Origin of the sequence: Flavobacterium potami (assembly GCF_020026915.1) — a bacterium.
Taxonomy (GTDB): domain Bacteria; phylum Bacteroidota; class Bacteroidia; order Flavobacteriales; family Flavobacteriaceae; genus Flavobacterium; species Flavobacterium potami.
In genome coordinates, this window is record NZ_JAINUY010000004.1 from 299,101 (window position 1) to 325,703 (window position 26,603).

At 31.1% G+C, this 26,603-nt stretch carries 29 protein-coding genes; 21 read left to right on the forward strand and 8 right to left on the reverse strand.

Annotated features, from left to right (window positions below; all coding sequences use genetic code 11):
• Positions 1 to 14: 14 nt before the first annotated feature.
• The 6 genes from K6T82_RS13545 (at position 15) to K6T82_RS13570 (ending at position 5,932) form a co-directional block, all read left to right on the forward strand.
• Complete coding sequence (locus K6T82_RS13545; protein ID WP_223706537.1) at positions 15 to 1,022, forward strand: O-antigen ligase family protein; 1,008 nt, start codon at positions 15 to 17, stop codon at positions 1,020 to 1,022.
• Positions 1,015 to 1,806, forward strand: coding sequence for a glycosyltransferase (locus K6T82_RS13550; RefSeq protein ID WP_223706539.1), 792 nt, complete (start codon positions 1,015 to 1,017; stop codon positions 1,804 to 1,806). Before K6T82_RS13545 ends, K6T82_RS13550 begins: the two co-directional genes overlap by 8 nt.
• A gap of 107 nt (positions 1,807 to 1,913) precedes the next feature.
• Positions 1,914 to 2,996 carry an O-antigen ligase family protein gene (locus tag K6T82_RS13555; protein WP_223706542.1) on the forward strand — a complete coding sequence of 361 codons (1,083 nt, stop codon included), beginning with the start codon at positions 1,914 to 1,916 and terminating at the stop codon, positions 2,994 to 2,996.
• Positions 2,983 to 4,107, forward strand: coding sequence for a glycosyltransferase (locus tag K6T82_RS13560; protein ID WP_223706546.1), 1,125 nt, complete (start codon positions 2,983 to 2,985; stop codon positions 4,105 to 4,107). Before K6T82_RS13555 ends, K6T82_RS13560 begins: the two co-directional genes overlap by 14 nt.
• A gap of 1 nt (position 4,108) precedes the next feature.
• On the forward strand, positions 4,109 to 5,092 hold the full coding sequence (locus tag K6T82_RS13565) for a UDP-glucuronic acid decarboxylase family protein (RefSeq protein ID WP_223706549.1): 984 nt from the start codon (positions 4,109 to 4,111) through the stop codon (positions 5,090 to 5,092).
• A 72-nt stretch (positions 5,093 to 5,164) separates the two neighbouring features.
• On the forward strand, positions 5,165 to 5,932 hold the full coding sequence (locus tag K6T82_RS13570; protein WP_223706552.1) for a glycosyltransferase family 2 protein: 768 nt from the start codon (positions 5,165 to 5,167) through the stop codon (positions 5,930 to 5,932).
• A gap of 145 nt (positions 5,933 to 6,077) precedes the next feature.
• Here K6T82_RS13570 and K6T82_RS13575 read toward each other — a convergent pair whose 3' ends face one another.
• The 3 genes from K6T82_RS13575 to K6T82_RS13585 are packed head-to-tail and all read right to left on the reverse strand — an operon-like array spanning position 6,078 to position 8,832.
• On the reverse strand, positions 6,078 to 6,608 hold the full coding sequence (locus tag K6T82_RS13575) for an ORF6N domain-containing protein (RefSeq protein ID WP_223706554.1): 531 nt from the start codon (positions 6,606 to 6,608) through the stop codon (positions 6,078 to 6,080).
• Between the two features lie 38 nt (positions 6,609 to 6,646).
• Positions 6,647 to 7,963, reverse strand: a complete 1,317-nt coding sequence (locus tag K6T82_RS13580; RefSeq protein WP_223706556.1) for a phenylacetate--CoA ligase family protein — start codon at positions 7,961 to 7,963, stop codon at positions 6,647 to 6,649.
• Entirely contained in the window at positions 7,963 to 8,832 is an 870-nt protein-coding gene (locus K6T82_RS13585) for a hypothetical protein (RefSeq protein ID WP_223706558.1), read from the reverse strand. The genes K6T82_RS13580 and K6T82_RS13585 overlap by 1 nt, the downstream gene beginning before the upstream one ends.
• Before the next feature lie 130 nt (positions 8,833 to 8,962).
• On the opposite strand from K6T82_RS13585, the gene purD reads away from it, so the two are divergent.
• Entirely contained in the window at positions 8,963 to 10,237 is a 1,275-nt protein-coding gene (purD, locus tag K6T82_RS13590; protein ID WP_223706560.1) for a phosphoribosylamine--glycine ligase, read from the forward strand.
• A 42-nt stretch (positions 10,238 to 10,279) separates the two neighbouring features.
• Here purD and K6T82_RS13595 read toward each other — a convergent pair whose 3' ends face one another.
• Positions 10,280 to 10,510: a DUF6341 family protein gene (locus K6T82_RS13595; protein ID WP_223706562.1), complete on the reverse strand. Its 231-nt coding sequence runs from the start codon at positions 10,508 to 10,510 to the stop codon at positions 10,280 to 10,282.
• 140 nt (positions 10,511 to 10,650) lie between these two features.
• On the opposite strand from K6T82_RS13595, the gene K6T82_RS13600 reads away from it, so the two are divergent.
• Complete coding sequence (locus K6T82_RS13600) at positions 10,651 to 11,580, forward strand: DUF6427 family protein (RefSeq protein WP_223706565.1); 930 nt, start codon at positions 10,651 to 10,653, stop codon at positions 11,578 to 11,580.
• On the opposite strand, the gene upp is transcribed toward K6T82_RS13600, so the two are convergent.
• Complete coding sequence (upp, locus tag K6T82_RS13605; RefSeq protein WP_223706567.1) at positions 11,575 to 12,228, reverse strand: uracil phosphoribosyltransferase; 654 nt, start codon at positions 12,226 to 12,228, stop codon at positions 11,575 to 11,577. The two genes, K6T82_RS13600 and upp, sit on opposite strands and share 6 nt — an antisense overlap.
• Before the next feature lie 111 nt (positions 12,229 to 12,339).
• On the opposite strand from upp, the gene K6T82_RS13610 reads away from it, so the two are divergent.
• Entirely contained in the window at positions 12,340 to 12,945 is a 606-nt protein-coding gene (locus tag K6T82_RS13610; RefSeq protein ID WP_223706568.1) for a DUF4254 domain-containing protein, read from the forward strand.
• A gap of 40 nt (positions 12,946 to 12,985) precedes the next feature.
• Positions 12,986 to 13,993, forward strand: coding sequence for a glycosyltransferase family 9 protein (locus K6T82_RS13615; protein ID WP_223706570.1), 1,008 nt, complete (start codon positions 12,986 to 12,988; stop codon positions 13,991 to 13,993).
• Between the two features lie 51 nt (positions 13,994 to 14,044).
• On the opposite strand, the gene K6T82_RS13620 is transcribed toward K6T82_RS13615, so the two are convergent.
• From K6T82_RS13620 to K6T82_RS13630, 3 genes are all read right to left on the reverse strand, one after another.
• On the reverse strand, positions 14,045 to 14,356 hold the full coding sequence (locus tag K6T82_RS13620; protein ID WP_223706573.1) for a hypothetical protein: 312 nt from the start codon (positions 14,354 to 14,356) through the stop codon (positions 14,045 to 14,047).
• Between the two features lie 100 nt (positions 14,357 to 14,456).
• The gene (locus K6T82_RS13625) at positions 14,457 to 14,852 is read right to left on the reverse strand and encodes a hypothetical protein (protein ID WP_223706576.1); all 396 of its coding nucleotides are present in this window, start codon (positions 14,850 to 14,852) and stop codon (positions 14,457 to 14,459) included.
• A gap of 270 nt (positions 14,853 to 15,122) precedes the next feature.
• Positions 15,123 to 16,175: a ferredoxin--NADP reductase gene (locus tag K6T82_RS13630; RefSeq protein ID WP_223706577.1), complete on the reverse strand. Its 1,053-nt coding sequence runs from the start codon at positions 16,173 to 16,175 to the stop codon at positions 15,123 to 15,125.
• 128 nt (positions 16,176 to 16,303) lie between these two features.
• Between K6T82_RS13630 and K6T82_RS13635 the strand changes: the two genes are divergently transcribed.
• From K6T82_RS13635 to atpA, 11 genes are all read left to right on the forward strand, one after another.
• Positions 16,304 to 17,764 carry a DUF5687 family protein gene (locus tag K6T82_RS13635; protein ID WP_223706579.1) on the forward strand — a complete coding sequence of 487 codons (1,461 nt, stop codon included), beginning with the start codon at positions 16,304 to 16,306 and terminating at the stop codon, positions 17,762 to 17,764.
• A 55-nt stretch (positions 17,765 to 17,819) separates the two neighbouring features.
• Positions 17,820 to 18,515 carry an ABC transporter ATP-binding protein gene (locus K6T82_RS13640; RefSeq protein ID WP_223706582.1) on the forward strand — a complete coding sequence of 232 codons (696 nt, stop codon included), beginning with the start codon at positions 17,820 to 17,822 and terminating at the stop codon, positions 18,513 to 18,515.
• 89 nt (positions 18,516 to 18,604) lie between these two features.
• Positions 18,605 to 21,217, forward strand: a complete 2,613-nt coding sequence (gene porW, locus K6T82_RS13645; RefSeq protein WP_223706584.1) for a type IX secretion system periplasmic lipoprotein PorW/SprE — start codon at positions 18,605 to 18,607, stop codon at positions 21,215 to 21,217.
• 12 nt (positions 21,218 to 21,229) lie between these two features.
• Complete coding sequence (locus K6T82_RS13650; protein ID WP_223706586.1) at positions 21,230 to 21,631, forward strand: bactofilin family protein; 402 nt, start codon at positions 21,230 to 21,232, stop codon at positions 21,629 to 21,631.
• Complete coding sequence (locus K6T82_RS13655) at positions 21,609 to 21,836, forward strand: AtpZ/AtpI family protein (RefSeq protein WP_223706588.1); 228 nt, start codon at positions 21,609 to 21,611, stop codon at positions 21,834 to 21,836. The genes K6T82_RS13650 and K6T82_RS13655 overlap by 23 nt, the downstream gene beginning before the upstream one ends.
• Before the next feature lie 58 nt (positions 21,837 to 21,894).
• Positions 21,895 to 22,287: a hypothetical protein gene (locus tag K6T82_RS13660; RefSeq protein WP_223706590.1), complete on the forward strand. Its 393-nt coding sequence runs from the start codon at positions 21,895 to 21,897 to the stop codon at positions 22,285 to 22,287.
• A gap of 117 nt (positions 22,288 to 22,404) precedes the next feature.
• Entirely contained in the window at positions 22,405 to 23,583 is a 1,179-nt protein-coding gene (atpB, locus tag K6T82_RS13665) for a F0F1 ATP synthase subunit A (protein ID WP_223706593.1), read from the forward strand.
• Between the two features lie 32 nt (positions 23,584 to 23,615).
• Positions 23,616 to 23,813: an ATP synthase F0 subunit C gene (atpE, locus tag K6T82_RS13670; RefSeq protein ID WP_008465835.1), complete on the forward strand. Its 198-nt coding sequence runs from the start codon at positions 23,616 to 23,618 to the stop codon at positions 23,811 to 23,813.
• A gap of 90 nt (positions 23,814 to 23,903) precedes the next feature.
• Entirely contained in the window at positions 23,904 to 24,404 is a 501-nt protein-coding gene (locus tag K6T82_RS13675; RefSeq protein ID WP_223706594.1) for a F0F1 ATP synthase subunit B, read from the forward strand.
• Between the two features lie 4 nt (positions 24,405 to 24,408).
• Positions 24,409 to 24,942: an ATP synthase F1 subunit delta gene (gene atpH, locus K6T82_RS13680; protein WP_223706596.1), complete on the forward strand. Its 534-nt coding sequence runs from the start codon at positions 24,409 to 24,411 to the stop codon at positions 24,940 to 24,942.
• A 39-nt stretch (positions 24,943 to 24,981) separates the two neighbouring features.
• Positions 24,982 to 26,559, forward strand: a complete 1,578-nt coding sequence (gene atpA, locus K6T82_RS13685) for a F0F1 ATP synthase subunit alpha (RefSeq protein WP_223706599.1) — start codon at positions 24,982 to 24,984, stop codon at positions 26,557 to 26,559.
• Positions 26,560 to 26,603 lie beyond the last annotated feature (44 nt).

Sequence of the window (26,603 nt, forward strand, 5' to 3'; positions counted from 1 at the left end):
ATGTTTTATCAAAAATGAAATTAAAAGAAATACTTTATAAAATAAGGAAAGTATTTCTTTGTTCATTAATTGTTGCTTCTGTTTATGGATTTTTAGAAATTCTAATTTCAATTTTTGGATATGTATTTTTGTATCCTCTTTTAAAAGGGTTTGATTATTTTCCTTTTCTTGAAGTGAATCTTCATCCCGAGGGAAGAATTTCGACAATAAGTTATGAACCTCCTTTTTTAGCTATTTATCTTATTACAATTTCAGGATGGATGTTTAGCTATATTCTCACTAGTAAAAAAAAGACAAGATTTCTGCCCGCGCTTGCAATTCTACTTCTCACTTATTTTTCGGGATCTCGTACAGGATTAATTGTAATATTCTTTCAGGTATTTATTTTTTCGATTTTCTTGTATAAGGATATAAGATTTAAAAAATATGTGACCAATTTTGTTCTTGGTTTTGCAATCGTTTTTTCGGTTCTGATTGTTTTTAAAGGAGAAAAAGTTATTCAATCTGTATCAGAAAAGATGGATTCTTTAGACTTCAAAAAGAATTTAACTAAAAGCGTATCCAATCAATCTAGATTTGGGATGCAATATGCTGCAGTACAAGTTTTTTTAGAAAATCCTATTACAGGAGTTGGATTTGGCCAGCAGGCTTATCATAACAGAACACATTATCCTACGTGGGCAACAAGAAATAATTACGAGTTTAAGCTCTTTTATAAAAATAAAAAAGAAAAAGCCTTTCCGCCAGGCTATAATCTTTATACAAGATTGTTGGCCGAAACAGGTCTCATAGGTATTAGTTTATTTTTAATGCTGCTATATTTTTCTTTAAATGAGATTAGAATTTTATTTAAAAACGCAAAAGACGAAGAAAAAACAATTCTAATAATTGTTTTAATTTCACTTTTAGGATTATATATCAATTGGTTGCAAATTGACACTTTTAGAATTTATGGTGTCTGGCTTTGTTTGGCAATCTTGATTAGAATGCGAAACAAATCTTTAAATTTAAGAGATGAATAAGGTTGTACTTTTAATACCATATTATAACAATTCTGATGGATTAATGAAATCGCTAAGATCTATAGATCATGACGAAGAGTTAGATGTTATGATTGTTGACGATGGAAGCTTAAATAAGTTTGATGAAGATACTGCTTTACTAAGTTTTAAGGCAAAAGGTAAACTGTTTTTTGAATACTTAGAAAGCAATAAAGGTATTGAAACTGCTTTAAATACAGGTTTAAAAATTATAATTGAAAAACAATATCAATACGTTGCTAGATTAGATTGTGGCGATATTTGTTTAGGAAAAAGGTTTGAAATCCAGGAAAAGTTCTTGAATGAAAATCCTGGTGTAAAAATCGTCGGATCAAATGTAATTGCTGTAGACAGTAATGATAATTTTTTGTACTCAATCAATTTGCCATTAAGAGATAGAGATATAAAAAACAAAATGTATTTTAATTGTATGCTCATTCATCCTGCAGTAATGTTTTCTGTAGAAATATTAAAAGTAGTTGGATTATATCCTTTAAATCATAAATCTGCCGAAGATTATGCCTTTTTCTTTACTATTTCAAAATCATACGAAATGGCAAACATGAATCAATATCTTACTCAAATTGAAATTAATGAAAAAGGGATTTCTGTGCAGAGAAGAAAACAACAAGTCAAGAGCAGAATTAAAATTATTAAAGAAAATTTTTATTTTGGATTTTATCCGATTTACGGATTGTTTAGGAATTACATATTAATGCTTCTTCCATATCGTTTTATTTTGTTCCTCAAAAAGATTAAGAAATGAAAAGTCTAATTCAGAAAAACGTATATAATTATACTGCTTACTTTATGGTTTTAGTGCTTTTCTTTTCGAAAGCATTACCAAATATTGGCCTTATTTTACTAACAATTTTGTTTTTTGTAATTTTTAAAATAGAAGTATTTAAGCCTAGATTCTCCGCAAAAAACATATTATTACTGTTGACATCTTATTTAATACTAAAATCAGCGTTAAATGGCAATTTACTTTTTGATTTTAAGATTTTGAAAGGTCTTTTATTAGTGTTTTGGATTTCGATTTTACTGCATAAAATAGAGGATTTAAAAACACTAAAGTTTGTTATCTTAATCGGAATTAACAGTTGTATTTTAGTTTCTTTAATTTTAATTGGAGCATTCTTTTTTAAAACAGGGATTTTACCTTTTTCTAATACTGCTGAGGTTAATAAATTATTACTTTTAGAGCGTCCATATATTGGTTTTATTGCAGTTTTGGGTTTTTTATTAGCCTTAGAAAAAGCTGTAGAAATAGTAAAATGGCGCAAGATTTATATTTTCAATTCTGTAGTTTTGTTAGGTTTTATTTTATTGATTTCTGCTAGAATTTCTATAATTACAATTTTTTTTATAGCGGGAATTTATTTCTTATTTTATTTAAAAACAAAATGGTATAAGAAGATTTTAGGAGCTTTGATGCTATTTCTTTTATTTGCCGTAATTGTTGTTTCGAATAAAAATATTGCAGAAAGGTTTTTTATAAAAAGTAATTTAGAACAATCTTTACAACAAGCTTCTGACTATGAACCAAGAATTGTAATCTGGAATTGTGCCTACAAAATGACAAAACTGGATGATTTTAATTTTTTTACAGGTTTTGATGGATATCAAACAATAAAAAATAACTTGTTAGATTGTTATTCCTACTCTATAGAAAACGCCTCTAAGAAAGAATATTTTTTAACAGAAAAGTTTAATACTCATAATCAATTTATTGATTTTTATTTGGTAGGAGGAATTATTGCTTTTCTCTTGTTTACTTTATTTTTTATTAAATTATTTTTAGAAGTAAAATTAGATTTTTTTAAAATTGCAATAACAGTTTCTTTTTTACTTTTTTTTATAGTAGAGAACATATTTTACCGACAATTTGGATGTTATTTGTTTGGTATATTTGTACTAATTTTGCCCCAGACTAAAATAAATGAAGAAAATTAAAATTGCGCATATTTTACATTCAGTAGGAGGAGTTGATGTTTCTTTGAGACAGATACTTCACAATTTGGATACAAAAAATTTTGAAAATATAGTAATTCATGGAGATTCTGATAGTATAAATGGATTTGTAGATAAAGACGGCAGATCAATTGTTGATTATCAGCTTCCAATTTATAGGGAGATATCTTTGAAAAGTGATTTCCAAGCGATTTTAAAAGCATGGAAAATTGTTCGTAAAGAAAAACCAGATTTAATACATTCGCACAGTACAAAAGGTGGGGTTACAGGAAGAATTGTTGGATTCTTAACAGGAATAAAAGTTTTGCACACACCACAAGCATTTTCTTTTTTGAGTGCTGAAAGTAAAATTAAAAAAGTATTTTTTTTAGGAATTGAAAAATTACTTTCAAAAGGAAAAACAATTCTATTAGCATCTTCACAATCTGAGTTAAATAGAGCAATAAACGAAGTAGGCTTTCCAAAATCAAAAACGAGTCTTTTTAATAATGCAATAGAACCAATTGATCAGATTTTGGATCTATCAATAACAAAAACATGGCCAGACCAGTACCTTTGTACTGTTGGAAGACCGTGTTATCAAAAAAATATCGAAGAATTAATTGAGGTTTTATACGAACTTAATAAGACAAGAGATGTACATTTGGTTATTTTAGGATTAGGACATCATGCAGATCACATCAAACAAGTAGAAGATTTAATAACAAAACTAAATTTAAAAAGTAAAGTAACGTTATTGAGCTGGACAACAAGAGAAGATGTTTTAAACATTATAAGTAAGTCAAAATTGTATCTATCTACCGCGAGATATGAAGGACTGCCTTATTCTGTTATCGAAAGTTTAGCATTGTCAATTCCTGGTGTAGTTTCTGACTGCGATGGTAATCGAGATTTAATTATAAATGGATTTAATGGTTATTGCATTAAAGAAAATGATACAGAAGAATTTAGCAAAAAAATAATCGAATTACTTCAAAATGAAAATAAATACGATAAGTTCTCAAAAAACGCAAAGGAGACTTTTGAAAAGAATCATAATATTTATCAAAAAATAAATGATCTGGAGAGTATTTATATAGCACAATTAAAATAACATGAAAAGAATACTTATTACTGGAGCAGCAGGATTTTTAGGATCACATTTATGTGACAGATTTATAAAAGAAGGTTATTTTGTAATCGGAATGGACAATTTGATTACAGGAGATCTTAAAAATATTGAGCATTTATTCAAACTGGAAAATTTCGAATTTTACCACCATGATATTACCAAATTTGTTCATGTTCCTGGTGATTTAGATTATATTCTACATTTTGCATCGCCTGCAAGTCCGATAGATTATTTAAAAATTCCGATTCAGACTCTTAAAGTAGGATCTTTAGGAACTCACAATTTATTAGGATTAGCAAGAGTAAAAAAAGCCAGAATATTGATTGCATCGACTTCTGAAGTTTACGGAGATCCATTGGTGCATCCACAAACTGAAGAATACTACGGAAACGTAAACACAATTGGTCCGCGTGGTGTTTATGACGAAGCAAAACGTTTCCAAGAATCAATCACAATGGCTTACCATACTTTTCATGGCGTAGAAACCAGAATTGTACGTATTTTTAATACTTATGGACCAAGAATGCGATTAAACGACGGACGTGTTATTCCTGCATTTATTGGTCAGGCATTACGTGGCGAAGATTTAACGATTTTTGGTGACGGAATGCAGACACGTTCTTTCTGTTACGTAGACGATCAAGTCGAAGGTATTTTCAGATTATTGCATTCGGATTACGTATATCCGGTAAATATTGGAAATCCAGACGAAATCACAATCAAAGATTTTGCCGAAGAAATCATAAAACTGACGGGAACAAATCAAAAAGTGGTTTATCATCCATTGCCAATAAATGATCCGTTACAACGTCAGCCAGACACTACAAAAGCAAAAGAATTGTTAGGTTGGGAAGCAAAAGTCAGTCGTGCAGAGGGAATGAAAATCACTTATGAATATTTCAAATCATTATCTGCAGAAGAACTTGCCAAAGAAGAACACAAAGACTTTTCTAGTTATATAAAATAAACTTGATACAGCTCGAATTTTGAATTGAATTCGGGCTGTTTTTTAATAAATTCCAAAAACAATTAGCATCAGATGAACGAATTAGTTTCTATTATTGTACCCACATATAATACTGAAAAGTTCATTAGACAAACAATTGAATCTGTTCAAAATCAAACCTATACCAATTGGGAAATGATTTTGGCTGACGATGCTTCAACAGATAGAACGGTTGCTATAATTGAAGAATTTGCAAAAAAAGACAGCCGAATAAAACTCTTTAAATTACCGGAAAACCGCGGCAATGGTTTTGCCAGAAATTCAGCTCTAGAAAAAGCTACCGGAAAATATATTGCTTATTTAGATGCTGATGATCTCTGGCATCCTGAGAAATTGAAGAAACAAATTCAGTTTTTAAAAGCAAATAATTTACACTTTACTTTTAGTTTCTACGATTCTATAGACGAAGAAGGAAATGATTTAAATAGAAGAGTCGAATCACCAAATCCGTTAACCTACAAACAATTGTTTTTCTGCAATTACGTGGGTAATTTGACAGCGATTTACGATGCAGATTATTTTGGAAAAATAAAGCTGGAAAGTTCACAAAAGCGTCAAGATTGGAGAATTTGGCTTACGATTTTAAAACAAATTAAAATAGTAAAGCCAGTTCCAGAACCTTTGGCTTTTTATAGAATTAGGAAAGATTCTGTTTCTTCTTCAAAATTCAAATTAATCAAACACAATTTTGGAGTTTATAGAGAATTCCACGGGTATAATTTTGTGTTTTCCGTTTTGTTGATGATTCGCTTTTTATACACGCAGTTGATTGTAAAAAAACAATATATAAAGAAGATTTAAAAGATTGGAGGTCGCAATTTTGACCTCCAATCTTTTAAGGCTATTTTTAAAAATAGCCCACGGTTTCAACAGTGGGAAACGTATTTAGAATATATATGCGTCCCACGGTTGAAACCGTGTGCTATGTTTTTAAAAAGTTAAAGAATTACTTTTTGTATCCAATTTTTACTCTTTCAGAATCATTTTCTTTTTTCTCCGTTAATTCATCCAAATAAGAAAAAACCAATTCTATATTTTTATCATGATTCTCTAACTTCTTCTGAATCTGAAGAATATCAACTTTAATTTCAGTTGTATCCAAAATCATTTGTCTCACTTTCGTGAAAATCCTCATGATTTGAATATTGGTTTGGATTGCTTTGTCGCTTTTTAAAACGCTTGAAAGCATTAAAACACCATGTTCTGTAAACGCAAATGGCAAGTATTTTTGATGTTCTCCTCGTCCTTTCTTTAAGGTCGCAATTTGCGACCTTAAAGAGACATATTCATTTTCAGTTAATTGAAACATGAAATCTTCAGGAAATCTTGATAAATTTCTTTTAACCTGTTCGTTTAGTCTTTTAGTTTCAACTTCATAAAGCAAAGCCAAATCAAAATCCAGCATCACTTTTTGTCCACGAATAAAATATATTTTATCAGAAATTGTTTCTTCAGAAAGTAGAGAATGATCGTCCATCAGTTTTTAATTAAAAAAAAACAAATGTAGGATTTTATTTATGTTTTTAAATAGGATTTGAATTGTTTTAGTTTTCCACTTTTACCACGTTCCAGATTATCTTTTCGCACAAATATGTACTTTAAACCAGGTTCTAAATAGTTAGAAAACTCTTTTTCAATATTTTCTATTTCAGAATTCGTTAATTCATGTTCGCTGGTATATTCTATTTCAAAAACATCTAATTGGGTCTGAATGATTTTAAACTCTTTGACATTTCCTTCGTCGTCAAATAGTTTTTTAGTAATAGAATAAAAGGTCATTCCAGGAGATTTTTTGCCACTTGGTAAAACGGCAACATCATTGGTTCTGCCAATTAATTTTTTTAGGATAGGCTTTTTAGCAGTACTTTTTTCATCTAAAATTCCATAATCTCCAACTTCGTATCTAATAAACGGATGTGCTTTGTTATCTAAACTGGTAACAAGAATTCTACCCTCTACTCCGTTAGGAACAGGTAAGTTATTTTGATCTACGATTTCTACAAAAAGCGTTTCAGAATTTACCAACCATTCTCCATCAGGATTTTCAAAAGCAATAATTCCTATTTCTGAAGCTCCATATTCATTCACGATTGGAATACCAAGTTGTTTTTCGAGTAAGATTTTATCTTCTTCAAATAACATCTCTGAGGTAACGACACAGACCTTTAATGACGAACAAATATGCGCTAAGACAATATTTTTTTTCTGTAGATATTTTGCAAGTAAAACAATATTGCTGGTGTAACCATTTATGTAATCAAAATTCTTTTTCTCAAAATTTGCCGTAATTTTTTTTAAGCCTTTATCAGATAGATCAAAGATGTTGAAGCGGTATCTATGACTTAAAAAATCTTTAAAACGTAGTTTTTTGTTTGCTAAAAAAGTCAAAGGCATTCCGTAAAAACGTGCTTGAAGAGATTTATTGAAATCAATTTTGTACCAAGAAAAAAGGCGTTTATAATCGGCCCATGTTAAGGCATGAGAAAATTTATCTTTCGCAAAAACCATCGGATTTCCACTAGAGCCCGAAGTTTTATTTATATAAACATTTTTTTCGTTAAATCCAGTTGATAATCTTTGGTTTAAAGGGATTTGTAAATTGTATTTAGTTAAAACAGGTAAATCATACCAATTTTCATAAGAATCGATATTGGCCAGCTCTTTATAAAAAAGATTGTTTTTTAAATGAAAATTGACAATCTCTTTTTTTCTACCTTCAATAAAATCATTGTAATTATCTTCTGAAACATTCAAAATTTTATCCAATTCGGCTTTAGCTTTCTTTATTGGAAAGCCATTTAATTGAAGCGAAATATCGAAGAGTGGAATCATTATATTTTTAAAACTATATTTATACTACCAGCTGTCAACTCTTTTTCAGAATATTTTGAAAAATCTTGATGTATTTTCAAGCTTTTAAACTTCTGTTCCTGGGGAGAATTTGGTTTTGGGTTATCATGAGAAATATAAACTATTTCTAAATCTAAAGAATTGAAAATTTCTAAATATTGAGGTAATCTTAATCTATTGTGATAATCAAATCTTGTTTGAATATTATTCCATTCTTTAGAACTATATTTTAAAAAATCTTGAAGTGATAATGAATTGTCAGAATATGCTCTATGATCGCTAGGAGAAATAAAATGAACAACATAAGATCCTTTTGGCAAAGAGCTTTTAAATTTTTTATGCATTTCTGTTATATCATCTGGAGTTACATGTTCTAATACAAATCTTGAAAATACGATATCTGCTTTAGGAATTTCTGTATTTATTATATTTTGAGACGGATAATAATGAACATTTTCTGGTAGAGGATATTGATTCTTTTTGTCTACAACTATATCATAATTGAATATTTTTGAAAATAAAGAATTAAAAGTTAGGATATTTTTGGTTTGATAATGTTCATTAATATCAAAAGTATAAATATCTTTTAATTTATATTTCTGAATTAGTATGTATGGAGATATAGGCAACCATCCTGAACCAATTTCAATTGCAGATTTGTTTTGTAGATCAATATTCAAGCCTAAAAAAATTTGACCTAAAGTATTAAGCGTATTTTCTGTGCTTTTTAATTTTGCTTCAACATTTTTATTTTCAGATACATTCTGTAATTGATGGTAAATTTTTGAGCCTAAAGAATCCGGAAGAATACTAAGAACTTTGAAAATAGATGTTTTTACGTAATGTTTCATGAGAAGATTTTTGTCAAAAATAAGGTTTACGAATTACTAACAGTATAGAACCAACAACTTTTTAGAGATTTAATTATTTTTTACGTGCAAAAGCAAGTATTTTTGCACCACAACTAAATACAACAACACCATGACAATTTTATTATTGGGATCAGGCGGAAGAGAGCATGCATTTGCATGGAAAATGACACAGAGTCCGCTTTGCGAAAAACTTTTTGTAGTGCCTGGAAATGCAGGAACTGCTGCAATTGCTGAAAACGTTGCTATTTCTGCGACAGATTTTGAAGCGGTAAAAGCTTTAGTACTTAAAGAAAATATAAGTTTAGTAGTCGTAGGACCAGAAGATCCGTTGGTAAAAGGTATTTACGATTTTTTCAAAAACGACGAAAGTTTAAAACATATTCCAGTTATCGGACCATCAAAATTAGGTGCTCAATTAGAAGGAAGTAAAGAATTTGCAAAAGAATTCTTGATGAAACACAACATTCCAACTGCAGCTTACGACAGTTTTACTGCTGAAACTGTAGAAAAAGGATGTGATTTCTTAGAAACGTTACAACCTCCATACGTTTTAAAAGCAGATGGATTAGCAGCTGGAAAAGGTGTTTTGATTATTCAGGATCTTGAAGAAGCTAAAACGGAATTAAGAAACATGCTGGTTCATTCAAAATTTGGAGCAGCAAGTTCTAAAGTTGTTATTGAAGAATTTTTGGACGGAATCGAATTAAGCTGTTTCGTTTTGACAGACGGGAAAAGCTATAAAATTCTTCCAACAGCAAAAGACTACAAAAGAATTGGAGAAGGAGATACAGGTTTAAATACAGGCGGAATGGGAGCAGTTTCTCCAGTTCCTTATGTTGATGCCGTTTTAATGGAAAAAATTGAAACTCGTATCGTAAAACCAACAATCGAAGGTTTCCAAAAAGACGGAATCGAATACAAAGGATTTGTTTTTATCGGTTTAATCAATGTTAAAAACGAACCAATCGTTATTGAGTACAACGTAAGAATGGGAGATCCGGAAACGGAAGTAGTAGTGCCGAGATTGAAATCAGATTTAGTAGAATTGTTTTTGTCTGTTGCAGATCAGAAATTAGGAGACTTTAATTTAGAAGTTGATCCAAGAAGTGCAACAACAGTAATGGTAGTTTCTGGCGGATATCCTGAAGATTTTGAAAAAGGAAAAGTAATTTCTGGTTTAGAAAATGTAACAGATTCTATCGTTTTTCATGCAGGTACAAAATTAGATAACGGAAATGTCGTTACTAATGGAGGACGTGTAATTGCTGTAACATCATACGGAGACAATTTCCAAGAGGCCATAAAAAAATCTTACCAAAACATAGATAAACTAAGCTTTGATAAGATGTATTTTAGAAAAGATATCGGCTTCGATTTAATTTAAAAAATAAATTCTGACCAACCCTTTTAATTAAGGGTTTGGTTTTTATTTTAAAAATGAATGAGCTGTTGTATCTTGGTTTTCTGTTCCAGCGTCATCAAAAATACGTAATTGTTTAATCCAATAAACGATTGCGCATGAGCAGATGATCATGAAAATCCAGTTAATAGTGTTTGCACCAAACCATGTAACTAGTTCCAAACGACGTAAAAAGTCAAGAGGAGCAAACAAAATATTAACGAATAAGTATTGAATTCCTTCGAAAAAAGCTTTCATAAATTTTAAAATTATATGTTATTTATGTTGTGTAATATCTTGAAGATAAAATTCGGCGAACCAAATCTTTTTTCCACTTGTTAGGTTTTTCCTTTTAAACAAGTATTATCTTTACAACCACAAAAGTATAAAATATCCTTATGATAACAAGTGTTTTTAAAAAATCTACACCATTAAATTATTCATTTGTTGTAATTTTAATACTGGTTTTCTTTTTTATGTTCCAAATTAAAGACCCTTCTTGGGTGAGTTCTTATTTTTTGGCTTTCCAAAAAGTGAGTTTGCTGCTCTTTATTTTGGCTTCATTTTTTATGATAAATTTTGTCGTAAAAAAGAACGGACTCAGTAAAGACAATGGTTACGCGATACTTTTCTATTTACTATTTCTTTTGTTTTTCCCGACGATATTCAATAATCCGAATGTTATTTATGCCAACTTCTTTATTTTATTGTCACTTCGAAGGCTAATTTCACTGCAATCACTTAAAGCATCAAAAGAAAAAATATTTGATGCGGCATTTTGGATTTTTGTAGCTTCTTTATTTCAATTCTGGAGTATTTTGTTCTTAATATTGGTATATATATCAATTGTTTTTCACGTTTCGAGAGATTATCGAAACTGGGTTTTACCATTTATTGCATTTTTGGCTGTAGCAATTTTGTTCTATATGACTTCTTTAATTTTCAAGATTGATGTCGTGGCATTTTTCCAGGAAAGGGCTCAAATCGATTTTAGAATTGATTATTTTAAGAATAATTACGAAAATGCAGCACTCTCAATTTACACTGCAGTCGCTTTGTTTTTTGTTACTTCAATGCTTATGACCTTATCTAACAGACCACAAATTGTTCATTCTTCATACAAAAAAGTCGTAGCTTATTTCTTTATTGCTGTCTTGGTTTTCATTATTTCGCCAAACAAAAGCAATGATTTGTTGCTTTTTAGCATAGCACCATTAACCATTATGGCAGCCAGTCATGTCGAATACATGCAGCAAAAACTGAATAACGAAATTGTATATTATGTATTGATTGTGTGTAGTTTATTTACGTTTTTCTCTCAACTATAATTTACTTCCATAAGCCAAATCTCCAGCGTCTCCAAGACCAGGAACAATATAATTTTTCTCATTTAATTTTTCATCCAAAGAAGCAACCCATAAATGACAATTTTCGGGAAGATTTTGTTCTAAATGTGCAATTCCTTCAGGAGCTGCAATAACTACAACAATATGAAATTCTGTTGGAGCAGCATTTTCAAGCAATTTTTTATGAACAGCAACTATAGATTGTCCAGTTGCCAACATCGGATCCAGAAGTAAGACCGTTTTATTATTTAGATTTGAAATAGCTTGATACTCAACTAAAATTTCAAATTCATCATCATTATTTGGATGATACCTGCAAGCCGAAACAAAGCTGTTTTCTGCGTGATCAAAGTAATTCAAAAACCCGTTATGAAGCGGTAATCCAGCTCTTAAAATTGGACATAAAACCAAGTCGGTATCAATTTGAGTGGTCTTTTTGATGCCAAGGGGAGTCTTGATTTCAATCTCTTTGTAAGGTAAAATTTTGCTTAGCTCGTAAGCCATAATTTCTCCAATACGTTCAATATTTCTACGAAAACGCATGCTGTCGTTTTGGACATTTACATTTCTAATTTGTCCAAGAAAATGATTTAAAACGCTGTTGTTTTCAGATATATAGTGAATTTTCATGATGAAATATTAATTTATTAACGAATAAAAGTATAAAAACGAAAAATAATTGCTTTTTTTCGTAGCATAAAAGTATAAAAAGTATCTTTGTAACTCTAAAAAAATAAATACATGTTTTCAAAATTAGCATATTCTGTTTTCGAGCAAAGTATCAAAGATTATCATCAATTTGATAATGTTGACCAGCCGATCAATAATCCTTATCCAAAAGATAAGTTCGAGCATTTGTTATATCTAAAAAATTGGATTGATACCGTTCAATGGCATTTTGAAGATATTATTCGTGATCCACAGATTGATCCAGTTGCGGCTTTAACATTAAAAAGAAGAATCGATGCCTCAAATCAGGAACGTACTGATATGGTTGAATATATCGACAGTTACTTTTTGCAAAAATACAGTAATGTAAAAGCTAAAGATGGAGCAAAAATCAATTCTGAAAGTCCGGCTTGGGCATTTGATAGATTGTCTATTTTGGCTTTAAAAATTTATCATATGCATGAAGAAGCTACACGTGCTGAAGCTTCTCAGGAGCACAGAGATAAATGTCAGGAAAAATTAAATGTACTTTTAGAACAAAGAACAGATTTATCTACAGCAATTGAAGAATTATTGACAGATATCGAAAATGGCGATAAATTCATGAAAGTGTACAAACAAATGAAGATGTACAATGACGATGAATTGAACCCTGTGTTATATCAAAATAAAAAATAATTTGGCAGACCTGTCTAGCAAAATTAAGCATATAGCCGTCATGAGACTATCCGCAATGGGAGATGTCGCCATGACGGTTCCTGTTTTACGAGCTTTTGTAAAACAATATCCAACGGTAAAACTGACTGTTATTTCACGTCCTTTTTTTAAACCTTTTTTTGATGGAATTCCGAATTTGGAGTTTTTTGCTTTTGATGAAAAAGAAAGACACAAAGGATTTCCTGGACTTTTACGATTATTTAAAGATTTGAAAAAGCTGAAAATTGATGCTTTTGCAGATCTTCATAATGTATTGAGATCTAAAGTTGTGAGCTTGCTTTTCGCTTTAAGCGGAAAAAAAAGAGCAACTGTTGATAAAGGTCGTGAAGGAAAAAAAGAATTGACTCGTGCCGATAACAAGGTTTTTAAACAATTGCCAACCATGTTCGAAAGACATGGAAAAGTGTTTGAAGAATTGGGTTTTCCTTTAAATTTATCGAATCCTAACTTTCCAGAAAAAGCGATTTTAAGTCCTGATATTCTTGAAATTATCGGAAATCAAAATTCAAAATTAATCGGAATTGCACCTTTTGCGCAATATGATTCAAAGGTTTATCCTTTAGATTTGATGAAAGTAGTCATTGAAAAATTGGCTGAAAATTCAACGAATAAAATTTTACTTTTCGGTGGAGGAAAGAAAGAAATAGAGGTTCTAGATACGCTTTCAAAGCCATTTGAAAATGTTATAAATGTTGCCGGAAAAATTAAATTTCAACAGGAATTACAATTGATAAGTAACCTGGATGTAATGCTTTCTATGGATTCTGGAAATGCACATATTGCTGCAATGCTGGGAGTTAAAGTTGTAACGCTTTGGGGTGCAACACATCCGTACGCGGGATTTTTGCCATTTAACCAGACTCTAGAAAATGCATTGACTTCAGACCGAAATCAATATCCAAAACTACCAACTTCGGTTTATGGAAACAAGATTGTTGAAGGTTATGAAGATGCGATGAGAACAATTTTTCCAGAAGATGTAGTTTCTCTAATAAATACCAATATTTAAAATTCCAAATTCCAAGTTAAAATAGGAATTTGGAATTTTTTTATTTGAATTTTATCCAAGCCAAATCTTCTCATCACGACATCTGCGATAAAGATAACTTTTAAGATTCGAGATTGTTTCTTGATAATCTGGAGCATCATAACCAAATCGTTCGTGTTCCATTTGTTCTTTTTCTAAAGCTTCACAGCCTTTTATGACTTCTTTAATCATATCAATCAATGGAAGCTCTTTATTATCTGTTTTTTGAAATTTGAGTTCCACAATTTCATCTTGCAATTCTGAACAATAATCTACAAGTTGAATAACTTCTGATTCTTCCAAAAGCGATTGGTTATTTTTAAAAATCTCTCGTATTGACTTCATCTTTCAAATTTTAAACTTTGACAAATATCCTTAAATTTTTTATCTTTTAGTCAAAGTATTTCTCCAAGCAGACCATTGAAAAACTAGAGTAGATGAAATTTTATAAACTCAGAAAAAGATAGCCTAGAACTTTCTTTTTGTTTTTGTCAACTACGACTTTAACAAAATGATTTTCTTGTTCAGTAGCCAGTAAAATATGTTCAAAATCATCGGTTGAATTTCGGTAAACTTTATGAACCAAATCAGATTCTTTAATTTTTCTAGATAAAATTTTAGCCGCTTTTAATTCACTTACATAAGGCCAAATATTAAAAAAGCTATCATTAGCTGAGATTTCTGTCATTCCGTTAACCATCGTAGAATTATATTTTTCTTCTGAAATCAGTTTAGGACCTTTTCTGTTTTTTCTTTTTTTGATCACAAAATAGATGCAGAATAAAGAGGTTATTACGAAAAGTAAAATAAAAGTAAGGCGAAGATAATGATGTGTTGCCATTATATTTAATGTTTTAAAAGTTTTGACAATTAAATGAAGGCTTACAAAATCTATCCATAAGATAAAAAATGTATCAGTCTTGTGTGCACTACTAATTTAATGAATTTTCGGCATATTTTTTAAAAAATCTTTAGAAACAAAAACGGTTTTTTAAGTATCTTTTAAAATGAAAATGGGAGTAGTAAATTCTCAGAAAGTGGAAAAAAAATTCCAAATCCCAATTTTTTGCATTGGAATTTGGAATTTTATATTTTTAAGACTTCCTAACGATTATACATCGTCGTAATCAACATAAATAGTCTCAGAAGTTGGATGCGCTTGGCAAGTTAAAATTAAACCTTCAGCAATCTCGCCATCAGTTAAAATAGAGTTTTTTGTCATTTCTGCACTTCCTACAGTAACGCGGCCTAAACAGCTGCTGCAGATTCCGCCTTGGCAAGAATATGGAGCATCAACGCCTTGTTTTAAAGCAGCATCAAGAATGGTTTGTTTTTTAGACATTTCAAAAGTAGTCTCTTCATCATCTACCAAAACTGTAATTTTTGTGTGTCCTTCCTGAGAACCCTGAATTACGTTTTCTTCTGTAGAAGAAGTAAAAAGTTCAAACTTAATAGCAGATTCTTTTACATTTTTCTCTTTTAAAACATCAGAAACCGTATTGATCATTTCTTCTGGTCCGCACAAGAAAAATTTATCAAATTGAAGTTCTTTGTGTTTATTGTTCAGCACAAAATTTACCGCCGATTTTTCAATTCTTCCGAATAAAGCATTTTCAGCTTTTGCCTGACTGAATACATAATGCACAAAAAATCTGCCTACGTATTGCAATTGCAAATCGTGAAGTTCCTGGTGAAAGATTGTATTTTCAGGAGTTTTATTTCCGTAAACCAATACAAATGAGCTTTTTGGTTCATGTTTTAAAACCGATTTTATAATAGAAAGAACAGGAGTAATTCCGCTTCCTGCTACAAATGCAGCATAATTCTTTTGTCTTTCAGCATCTGGCTCAAAAGTAAATTTACCTTCAGGCTGACCTACTTCAAGAACATCTCCGGCTTTTAATTTAGTATTGGCAAATTGAGAAAAAAGACCATTTTTTACTGCTTTAACCGCAATTCTTAATTCGCCGCTGTCTGGAGCAGAACAAATAGAATAAGCACGTCTAATTTCTTGATTGTCAAGAGTTAATTTTAAATTTATATATTGACCAGCTATAAATTTATAGTCTGGTTTTAGTTCTTCGGGAACATTAAAAAGTACTGAAACAGCATCTGCAGTTTCGCGTTTTACCTCTTTAATTATAAGTTTTAAGAATGAAGGCATGATAGAATTTTTATGCAAAAGTAGCAAACCACTCTTAAAAGCGTAGCACGAAATTATTTTTTTTAACTTTTTTTGTAACGTTTTCCTACATTTGGTCTCTTACTACAAAAATACTAAAACCATAAACCATGATTAAGAAGTTTATTTACCTAGAATGGAAAGCTTTCATTAGATCGGCATCTTTCGGTAAAAACCTGGCTATGAAAATACTAATAGGTTTTTTTATGATCTATTTTTCATTAATTTTTATAGGAATGGGCGTTGGAGCATTTTATGCTCTTAAAGAGATGAAATTAGAACCATTTGTAACTGTTAACAAATTTCTAGTTTACTATTTTCTACTTGATTTGATTATACGATTATTATTGCAGTCAATTCCGGTTCTAAATATCAAACCTTTACTGGTCCTTCCCTTTAAAAAACCAACTATCGTTCATTTCTCTTTGGGAAAAACAGCATTGTCTTTTTTTAATTGGATTCATGCCTTGTTTTTTATTCCGTTTTCGGTGGTATTAATTTTAAACGGATACGATGTTGTGGGAATTGTTTTCTGGCATTTAGGAATTATAGCATTAGTTTATATCAATAATTTCCTGAATATTATTTTAAGTAACATTGATAAATTATTCGCTGTTTTCGTGATGTTAATTTTGGTATTTGCAAGTGCTCAATATTACAAATTGTTTGATGTTACAGTATTTACGACGCCATTTTTTCAAAACTTTTACGATATCGAAGGCGTTTTTTTAATTCCAATTCTGATACTAATCGGATTGTATGTTTTTACTTTTAAATACTTCAAAAAGAATTTGTATCTGGATGAAGGACTTTCTGTAAAACAAGATGAAGCTTCTACAGAAAACCTTACTTGGCTGAATCAGTTTGGAACTTTGGGAACTTTCCTTAAAAATGATATCAAATTGATTAAAAGAAATAAAAGATCAAAAACCACAATTGTAATGAGTGTAATCTTTTTATTCTATGGTTTAATCTTTTTTGGAAATTCACATCAGCCAGCTATGATGCATATTTTTGCGGGAATATTTGTTTCAGGAGGATTTTTATTTGTTTTTGGTCAGTTTGTACCGAGTTGGGATAGTTCGTATTATCAATTAATGATGACACAAAATATTCCGTATCGAGGTTATATCACTTCAAAATGGTGGCTTATTGTAATCGCAACATTTGTCTCTACAATATTGGCTTCGTTTTATCTTTTCTACGGATGGGAAGTTTATTTGACTATTGTAGTTGGTGCAATTTATAATATAGGAGTCAATTCTCATTTGGTTCTTTTGGGAGGTGCTTTTACTAAAACACCAATAGATCTTAGTAATGCAGGTGGTGCTTTTGGCGACAAAAAAGCTTTTAATGCAAGTGCGATGCTACTATCTCTGCCAAAAATTTTACTTCCTTTAGGCTTATACGCACTTGGAATGTATTTCGGAAACAAAATGATTGGTCTGGCATTAGTTGCTGGAGCAGGAGTGATCGGTTTTGTCTTTAAGGAAAAAGTTTTTTCTTTAATTGAAAAGAGATACAAAATTGAAAAATACAGTACAATAAGTGCTTACAAACAAAAGAATTAATAACATAATTAGAAAATTTGTCAATTAGATAATTAATCTAAAATCAACAATTACCATGATACAAGTAAATCAGCTTTCAAAAAAATATAACGGAACAACAGTTTTAAACATCAGTAATCTTGAAATTCCAAAAGGACAAAGTTTTGGATTAGTGGGCAATAACGGAGCAGGAAAAACAACATTTTTCAGTTTGCTTTTAGACCTTATTCAGCCTTCTACTGGATATATAAAAAGCAATGGAATTCAAGTAAATACAAGTGAAAATTGGAAATCTTTTACTGGTTCTTTTTTAGATGAGAACTTCCTTATCGGATATTTAACTCCTGAAGAATATTTTTATTTTATCGGAGATTTACGCAATCAGAACAAAGCAGATGTTGATGCATTATTAACGAAACATGAAGAGTTTTTCAACGGAGAAATTTTAAAAAATAAAAAATACCTTCGTGACTTATCAAAAGGAAATCAGAAAAAAGTTGGAATCATTGCCACTCTAATAGGAAATCCTGAAGTTGTAATTTTAGATGAACCTTTTGCAAATTTGGATCCAACAACGGTTAGCAGGTTAAAAAAAATTATCAAAGAATTAGCCGACAATCCAAATGTTACCGTTTTAGTTTCAAGTCACGATTTGCAGCATACTGTTGAGGTTTGTGATCGAATTGTGGCACTTAATAAAGGCGAAATTGTAAAAGATATTCAGACTTCCAAAGAGACCTTACAGGAACTGGAATTGTTTTTTGCGGTATAGGACTTCTATATTTCAAAAAGAAGCGTATTTTTACAAATGAATATACTAAAACTGATTTTTAGTAGTTATCTGTTTTAAACTGTTTTCTATTGAAAAAGAATACTCTTAAATATAGTTTTACTCTCCTTTTTTTATTCTTTTTGATAGCTTGTTCTACCAAAAAAAATACCTTTTTGGCCAGAAGTTCGCACTCTATTGGAACAAAATATAATATTTTGTACAATGGAGGAATTGGTCTGGACAAAGGTTTACTGGCTATTCAGGCCAATAATGAGGACAATTTTTGGAAACAGCTGCCAATTGAAAAAATGCAGTTTGACGAAAATTTTTCTGAAGGAGAAAAAGCTAAAAATCCTGATTTTGAAAAAGCAGAAACAAAAGCAACGAAAGCGATTCAGAAACATTCCATGAATATTGGAGGAAGAGAAAGAAACTGGCAGATTGACGAAGCATATCTTATGCTAGGAAAAGCACGATATTATGATCAGCGTTTTATTCCGGCTATCGAGGCATTCAATTATATTTTGTATAAATATCCTGAAAGCAATAATATTTACACGGCAAAAATATGGCGTGAAAAAACCAATATGCGTTTAGGAAACGATGCAATTGCACTTAAAAACATCAAAATTTTACTTAAAAAGACAGATTTAGATAAACAAACTTATGCAGATGCCAATGCTCTTTTGGCAGAAGCATTTTTGAATATAGAAGAAAAAGACAGTGCAGTTGCTAGATTGAGAATTGCGGAAGAGTTTACAAGAAAAAATGAAGAACGTGCAAGATACCGTTTTATTCTCGGGCAAATGTATCAAGCTGAAGGAAAGGTCGACAGTGCTAATTATTTTTATGATGCTGTCATTGATTTAAACAGAAAAGCAGATCGTAAATACATGATGCATGCTTATGCAAAGAAAGCTCAGATGTATGATTATGATAAAGGAAACGATACGATTTTCTTAAAAATGTACAATAAGTTAGTTGCAGATCGTGAAAACCGTCCTTATTATGATGTCCTTTTTTACGAGATGGGTAATTTTTATGATAAAAGAAAAGACACTAAAAATGCTCTCGTTTTCTATAACAAATCATTAAGAAGAAAATCAAAAGACCCTTATTTAATGGCTTCTGCGTACAGAAACATTGGAAATATGTATTTTAAAAATACAGATTATACAATGGCTGCAAAATATTATGACAGTACGTTGGTAAAACTGGATCCAAAAACGAGAGAATTCGCATTCATAGAAAAAAACAGAAAAAACCTTGACAACGTAATTAAGTACGAAGCCATAGCAAAACGTAACGACAGTATTATTAAGGTATACAATCTGCCAGCAACTGAAAGAAAAATTTACTTTGAAAATTATATTGCAGAACTAAAAAAGAAAGACGAAGCAAAACGACTTTTAGAAGAAAAGGAAAAAGAGAGATTGGCCAATATTGACCTTAATTCTCGTTCAGAAGTTTCAGGTAATGGAGCTGTTAATCCGCAATCTCTAGGAAAATCATCAGAACCAGAATTTATTGGTATGCCAGTAGGTGCCAATGATAATGTAAGTACATTTTATTTTTACAATCCAACAACAGTTGCTTACGGAAAACTGCAATTCAAGAAAATGTGGGGAACCAGAACTTTGGGTGGTAACTGGAGATTGGCAGGAGTAAAATCTGCTAATGACCAGGCAATGAATGATACAATTGCAAACAAAGAAATTGCAAATCCGATAAATGATACTGTCGTTGCAGAGAAATATACTGTCGCTTATTATGTAAAGCAACTTCCAACAACGCAGTCTGCGATGGACAGTATTGGTAAAGAACGTAATTTCTCTTACTATCAATTGGGACTTATATATAAGGAGAAGTTCAAAGAATATAATTTGGCAAGCGACAAACTAGAGCAATTATTACGCAACAATCCTGAAGAAAAGTTAGTATTGCCGTCGATGTATAATTTGTATAAAATATACCAGATTACAAATCCGGCAAAAGCCGAGGCAATAAAAGCCGAAATATCATCAAAATATCCAGATTCAAGATATGCGCAGATTTTAAATAATAAAACAGACGATTCGAGTTCTAGTCCTGATACAGAATACAAAAAATGGTATAAACTTTTTGAAGAAGAAAAATTTGATGAAGTCTTGGCAAATATTGACAACCTGATTAATCAATATTCTGGTGATGACATTGTTTCGAAATATGAATTATTAAAAGCCAATACTTTAGGAAAAGTAAATGGTTTAGAAGCCTATAAAAAAGGTCTCGAAAACGTAGCAGATAATTACCCAAATAGTGAAGAAGGTAAAAATGCCAGAGAGCTTCTAGAAAAACAAGTTCCTGTTTTAGAAAAACTTGCTTTTACAGATGTTGACAATAAAAATTGGAAAATTTTGTATCGAGTTGCCAATACTGATACAAAAACGGTTAAAAAAATTGAAGAAGCAATTAGGGTGTTTTTGTTAGTTGAAAATTTCGAAAGATTGACAACATCTTTGGATAAATACAATAAAACAGAAAGTTTTGTAGTTATTCATGGTTTAAAGTCTGAAGCTTATGCAAAAGATATTGCCGGAGTTTTCAGAGATGATAAAAAATATAAAATTGCAGATCCTGCAATAATTATATCGACAGATAATTATAAAATCGTACAGATCAAAAAGAATCTGGAAGCGTACTTGACCCCAAAAGCCCCTTAACACTTAACCGCCATGTTTGAAAAAGTAAAAAAAAACGGAACTGAACAATTAGGAAAAACGAATAGAATTGTAGAAGGAACATCAATAATAGGAGACATTGTCTCAAAAGCCGATTTTAGACTAGACGGCGAATTGATTGGAAATTTTACTTCTCAAGGTAAAATCGTAATTGGCGCCAAAGGATCTGTTAAGGGCGAAATAATCTGTAACAATGCTGATATTGAAGGAGAATTTCATGGAAAAATTAAAGTTCTGGAAATCCTTAATATCAAATCGACAGCTCAAATTCATGGAGAAGTTGCAGTTGGCAAATTATCAATAGAACCAGGAGCCGACTTTACAGCAACCTGCACTATGCTAGCACATTCAAATCAGGTAATCATGTTAGAAGATGGAAAAGGAACCGAAGAATAGTAGAAGAAATAAATGGCTGGCATTTATTAATATTCCCTTTCAAATGGGAGTAATTATTTTTCTGTTTTCTTATTTAGGAACTTGGCTTGATGAAAATCATCCAAGTCCTAAAGTTTATTATAATACCATTTTTGTGCTCCTTGGTGTTGGACTTGCCTTGTACAATGTAATCAGGCAGGTAAATGATATTAACAAAACAAAGTAGATTGTAAGTAAAAATAGCTTGAGATAAAAGTTGCATCTTTGCACCAAAATTATTTCAAATGCTTTCAAAAAATTACAAACCAGTATTTTATTTATTTTGTGTTGCTTTAGTAACCTATATTCTTCATAAAGCAATTTTCTTTTTTTTCGAAATCAATATTCAAAACTTCCATTATAGTTTTGAAATACTTTATTTATTCTTCTTCGGAATTTCGGCTTTATTATACCTTATATTATTAGTAGTAAAAAAGAAGAATTTTGAAATCGTCGGAATGGCATTTTTATTTGGAACTTTTACACAAATGTTATTGGCATATTTAGTTTTACAGCCAATCTTAAAAAGTGAAAAAGGAGAAACTAGTGTTGAGAAAATTAGTTTTTTTATAACATTTGTGCTGTTTTTGTTATTTCAGACGCTTTTAACTGTCCGATTATTAAATGAAAAGCGTTAAAATAACAATTCTTTAAAACAAGGTTTAAAAATAATTTTTCATATCCTTTTGAATATTAATAAAAAATGTACCTTTGCACCAAATTTTAGAAACGTAAAAAATAAGATTTTCCAAGATATGGTGATTTCAAACAAACCACTCAGCTTTATTCTAGCAGCTTTTGTAGCTTCTCTACCAATTATGGGTTTTGCAAACTCAGAGAATGATTCAACGCATGTACAAACAGAAACAGCTCACGAAGAGAAAGTAATTTCACATGATGCTCCTGCGGAAGGAGAGCACGCAGCTCTTGATCCAAAAGCAAAAGTGGATGCTTTTATTGATCACCACTTACAAGATTCTCACGATTTTGTTTTCTTTCAAGATGAGAAAGAAAATAAAAGTTATGGTTTTTCATTGCCAGTTATATTAATTGATGGAGGATTGAAAATTTTCTCTTCTTCAAAATTACACCACGGTGAAGCTGTTGCAGAAGTTGATGGAAACTTTTACAAATTAGTTCACGGTAAAATTTACAAAACAGATGCAGCTGGAACAATTAACTTTAATGAGCACGGACATCCAGAAAACGAAAAACCATTAGATTTTTCTATTACAAAAAATGTTGTTTCAATGCTTTTTGTTGCAGTATTATTATTCTTAATGTTTACTGGTTTAGCAAAATCATACAAAAAAGGACCAATCCCAACTGGATTCGGTAGAGTTTTAGAACCACTTATCATTTTCATCAGAGATGAAATTGCTGTTCCTAATATTGGAGAGAAAAAATACCGTAAATACATGGGATACCTATTAACTGTATTTTTCTTCGTATGGTTGTTAAACTTATTAGGAATGACTCCACTAGGAATTAACGTTACAGGAAATATTGCTATCACAGTTTGTTTAGCAGCATTTACTTTCTTAATCACACAATTTAGTGCAAATAAAGATTATTGGGGTCACATTTTCTGGATGCCAGGAGTGCCTGTTCCAATGAAAATTATTTTAGCTCCAATTGAAATTTTAGGAACACTAACAAAACCATTCGCATTATTAATTCGTTTGTACGCAAACATTACTGCAGGTCACGTAGTAATTATGAGTTTGATCGCAATGATTTTTGTTGGAAAAAATTTAGCAGCAGATTTGCCAATCTCATTAGGATTGACATTGTTTATCTCTGTAATTGAAGTTTTAGTTGCATTCTTACAAGCGTTTATCTTTACAATGTTATCATCATTGTTTATTGGTATGGCAGTTCAAGATCACCACCATGATGATCACGGACACGAAGAAGAAAATGCAATCATTTAATTAGAAGTTTAATTTTATATATATAAATACTTATGGGAACAATTCCAACTTTAGTAGGTGCTGGTTTAGTAGTAATCGGTGCAGGTTTAGGTTTAGGTAAAATCGGTGGATCTGCTATGGACGCTATTGCTCGTCAGCCAGAAGCTGCTGGTAAAATCCAAACTGCGATGATTATTATCGCTGCTTTATTAGAAGGTTTAGCATTCGCTGCTTTAATCTTAGGAAAATAATAAAGAAAAAAATAACAACATCTTTAACGGTTGGTTAAAGGTGTTGTTACTTTAAAAAAAGAAATTAAATATTTAATATAGTTATATAAAATGGATAAGTTAATTAACGATTTTTCATTCGGTTTATTCTTTTGGCAAGCTTTAATCTTGTTAGTATTAATTTTGCTTTTAGTAAAATTTGCATGGAAACCAATTATGGATTCTATTACTGCAAGAGAAGAAGGTATCAAAAATGCATTGCTTTCTGCTGAAAATGCAAAAAGAGAAATGGAAAATTTACAAGCTGACAATCAAAGAATTTTGAATGAAGCTCGTGCAGAACGTGACGCGATGTTGAAAGAAGCTCGTGAAATGAAAGAGAAAATGATTGCTGATTCTAAAAACGAAGCGCAAGAAGCAGGTCAAAAAATGATCGAGCAAGCAAAAGCGGCTATCGAAAGCGAGAAAAACGCTGCTATGGCTGAAGTAAAAGCTCAAGTTTCTACTTTATCATTAAGTATCGCTGAAAAATTATTGAAAGAAGAATTATCTAACAAAGAATCTCAAACTAAATTAGTTGAGAAAATGTTAGGTGACGTAAAGTTAAACTAAGATTATGGCAAGTACAAGAGCAGCGATTCGTTATGCAAAAGCAATTCTAGACTTAGCAAACTCTAAAGGTGTTGCCGAAGCTGTAAATAACGATATGAAATCAATTGCAAATGCAATTGAAACAAATTCAGAATTAAGTACTTTTATTGAAAATCCAACTACAAAAGTTGAAGTTAAAGAAAGTGCTCTTCTAGAAGTTTTCGCAGATGTAAATGGAGTTACTAAAGGATTATTTCATTTATTATTCGAAAACAAAAGATTTGAAATTCTAAAAGCAATTGCATTAGAATACAATAAATTATTTGATGAAAATAATGGTGTTGAAGTAGCAAGAGTTACTACTGCAATTCCAATGGATGCCGCTTTAGAAGCTAAAGTTTTAGCAAAAGTTGCAACTTTATCAGATAAAAAAATTACAATTGAAAATATAGTAGATCCTTCAATTATTGGTGGATTTATTTTGAGAATAGGTGACAAGCAATACAATGCTTCTGTTGCAAACAGATTACAAGTATTAAAAAGAGAGTTAAGTAATTAGTTTTTATAACACAATAAAGTGTCTAAATTATAAATTAAGATGGCGGAAATCAAACCTGCTGAAATTTCAGCAATATTAAGAAAGCAAGTAGAAGGTTTTGAATCTGGTGCTACGCTAGAGGAAGTAGGAACAGTACTTCAAGTTGGAGACGGTATTGCTCGTGTTTACGGGCTATCTAATGTACAATATGGAGAGTTAGTAGAATTTGATAACGGTATGGAAGGTATCGTATTGAATCTTGAAGAAGATAATGTTGGAGTTGTACTTTTAGGACCATCAACTGGACTTAAAGAAGGATCTACTGCAAAAAGAACTCAACGTATTGCTTCTCTTAAAGTAGGTGAGCAAATGGTAGGACGTGTTGTTAACACTCTTGGTTTTCCAATTGATGGAAAAGGACCAATCGGTGGAGATTTATACGAAATGCCTTTGGAAAGAAAAGCACCTGGTGTTATCTTCCGTCAGCCAGTAACTGAGCCATTACAAACAGGAGTAAAAGCAGTAGATGCTATGATCCCAGTTGGTCGTGGACAACGTGAGCTTGTAATCGGTGACCGTCAAACAGGTAAATCAACTGTTTGTATCGATACAATCTTAAATCAAAAAGAATTTTACGATGCAGGAAAACCTGTATTCTGTATATATGTTGCAATTGGACAAAAAGCTTCAACTGTAGCAGGAATCGCTAAAATGTTAGAAGAAAAAGGAGCAATGGCTTATACAGTTATCGTTGCTGCTAATGCTTCTGATCCAGCTCCAATGCAAGTTTACGCTCCATTCGCTGGTGCTGCTATTGGAGAGTACTTTAGAGATTCTGGTCGTCCAGCTCTTATCGTTTATGATGATTTATCTAAACAAGCTGTTGCTTACCGTGAGGTTTCTCTTTTATTAAGAAGACCACCGGGACGTGAGGCTTACCCTGGAGACGTTTTCTACTTACACTCTCGTTTATTAGAGCGTGCTTGTAAAGTAATCGCTGATGATGGTATCGCTAAAAACATGAACGATTTACCAGATTCTATCAAATCTATCGTAAAAGGTGGTGGTTCATTAACTGCATTGCCAATTATCGAAACTCAAGCTGGTGACGTTTCTGCATATATCCCAACAAACGTAATCTCTATTACAGATGGTCAGATTTTCCTTGATGGAGATTTGTTCAACTCTGGGGTTCGTCCTGCAATTAACGTAGGTATCTCTGTATCTCGTGTTGGAGGTAATGCTCAAATTAAATCTATGAAGAAAGTTTCTGGAACTTTAAAATTAGACCAAGCTCAATTCCGTGAATTAGAAGCTTTTGCTAAATTTGGTTCTGACTTAGATTCTGTTACTTTAAACGTAATTGAAAAAGGTAAAAGAAACGTTGAAATCTTGAAACAAGGATTAAACGATCCTTATACAGTTGAAAACCAAGTAGCTATTATCTACGCTGGTTCTAAAAACTTATTAAGAAACGTTCCTGTAAATAAAGTAAAAGAATTTGAAGCTGATTTCTTAGCTTACTTAAACAGTAAACATAAAGATACGCTTAACGCGTTGAAAGCTGGTAAATTAGATGACGCTATTACAGATGTTATCGAAAAAGCAGCAAAAGAAATCTCAGCAAAATATAACTAATTAGATAATTAGTAAATTAGATAATTAGATAATGTTACATCATT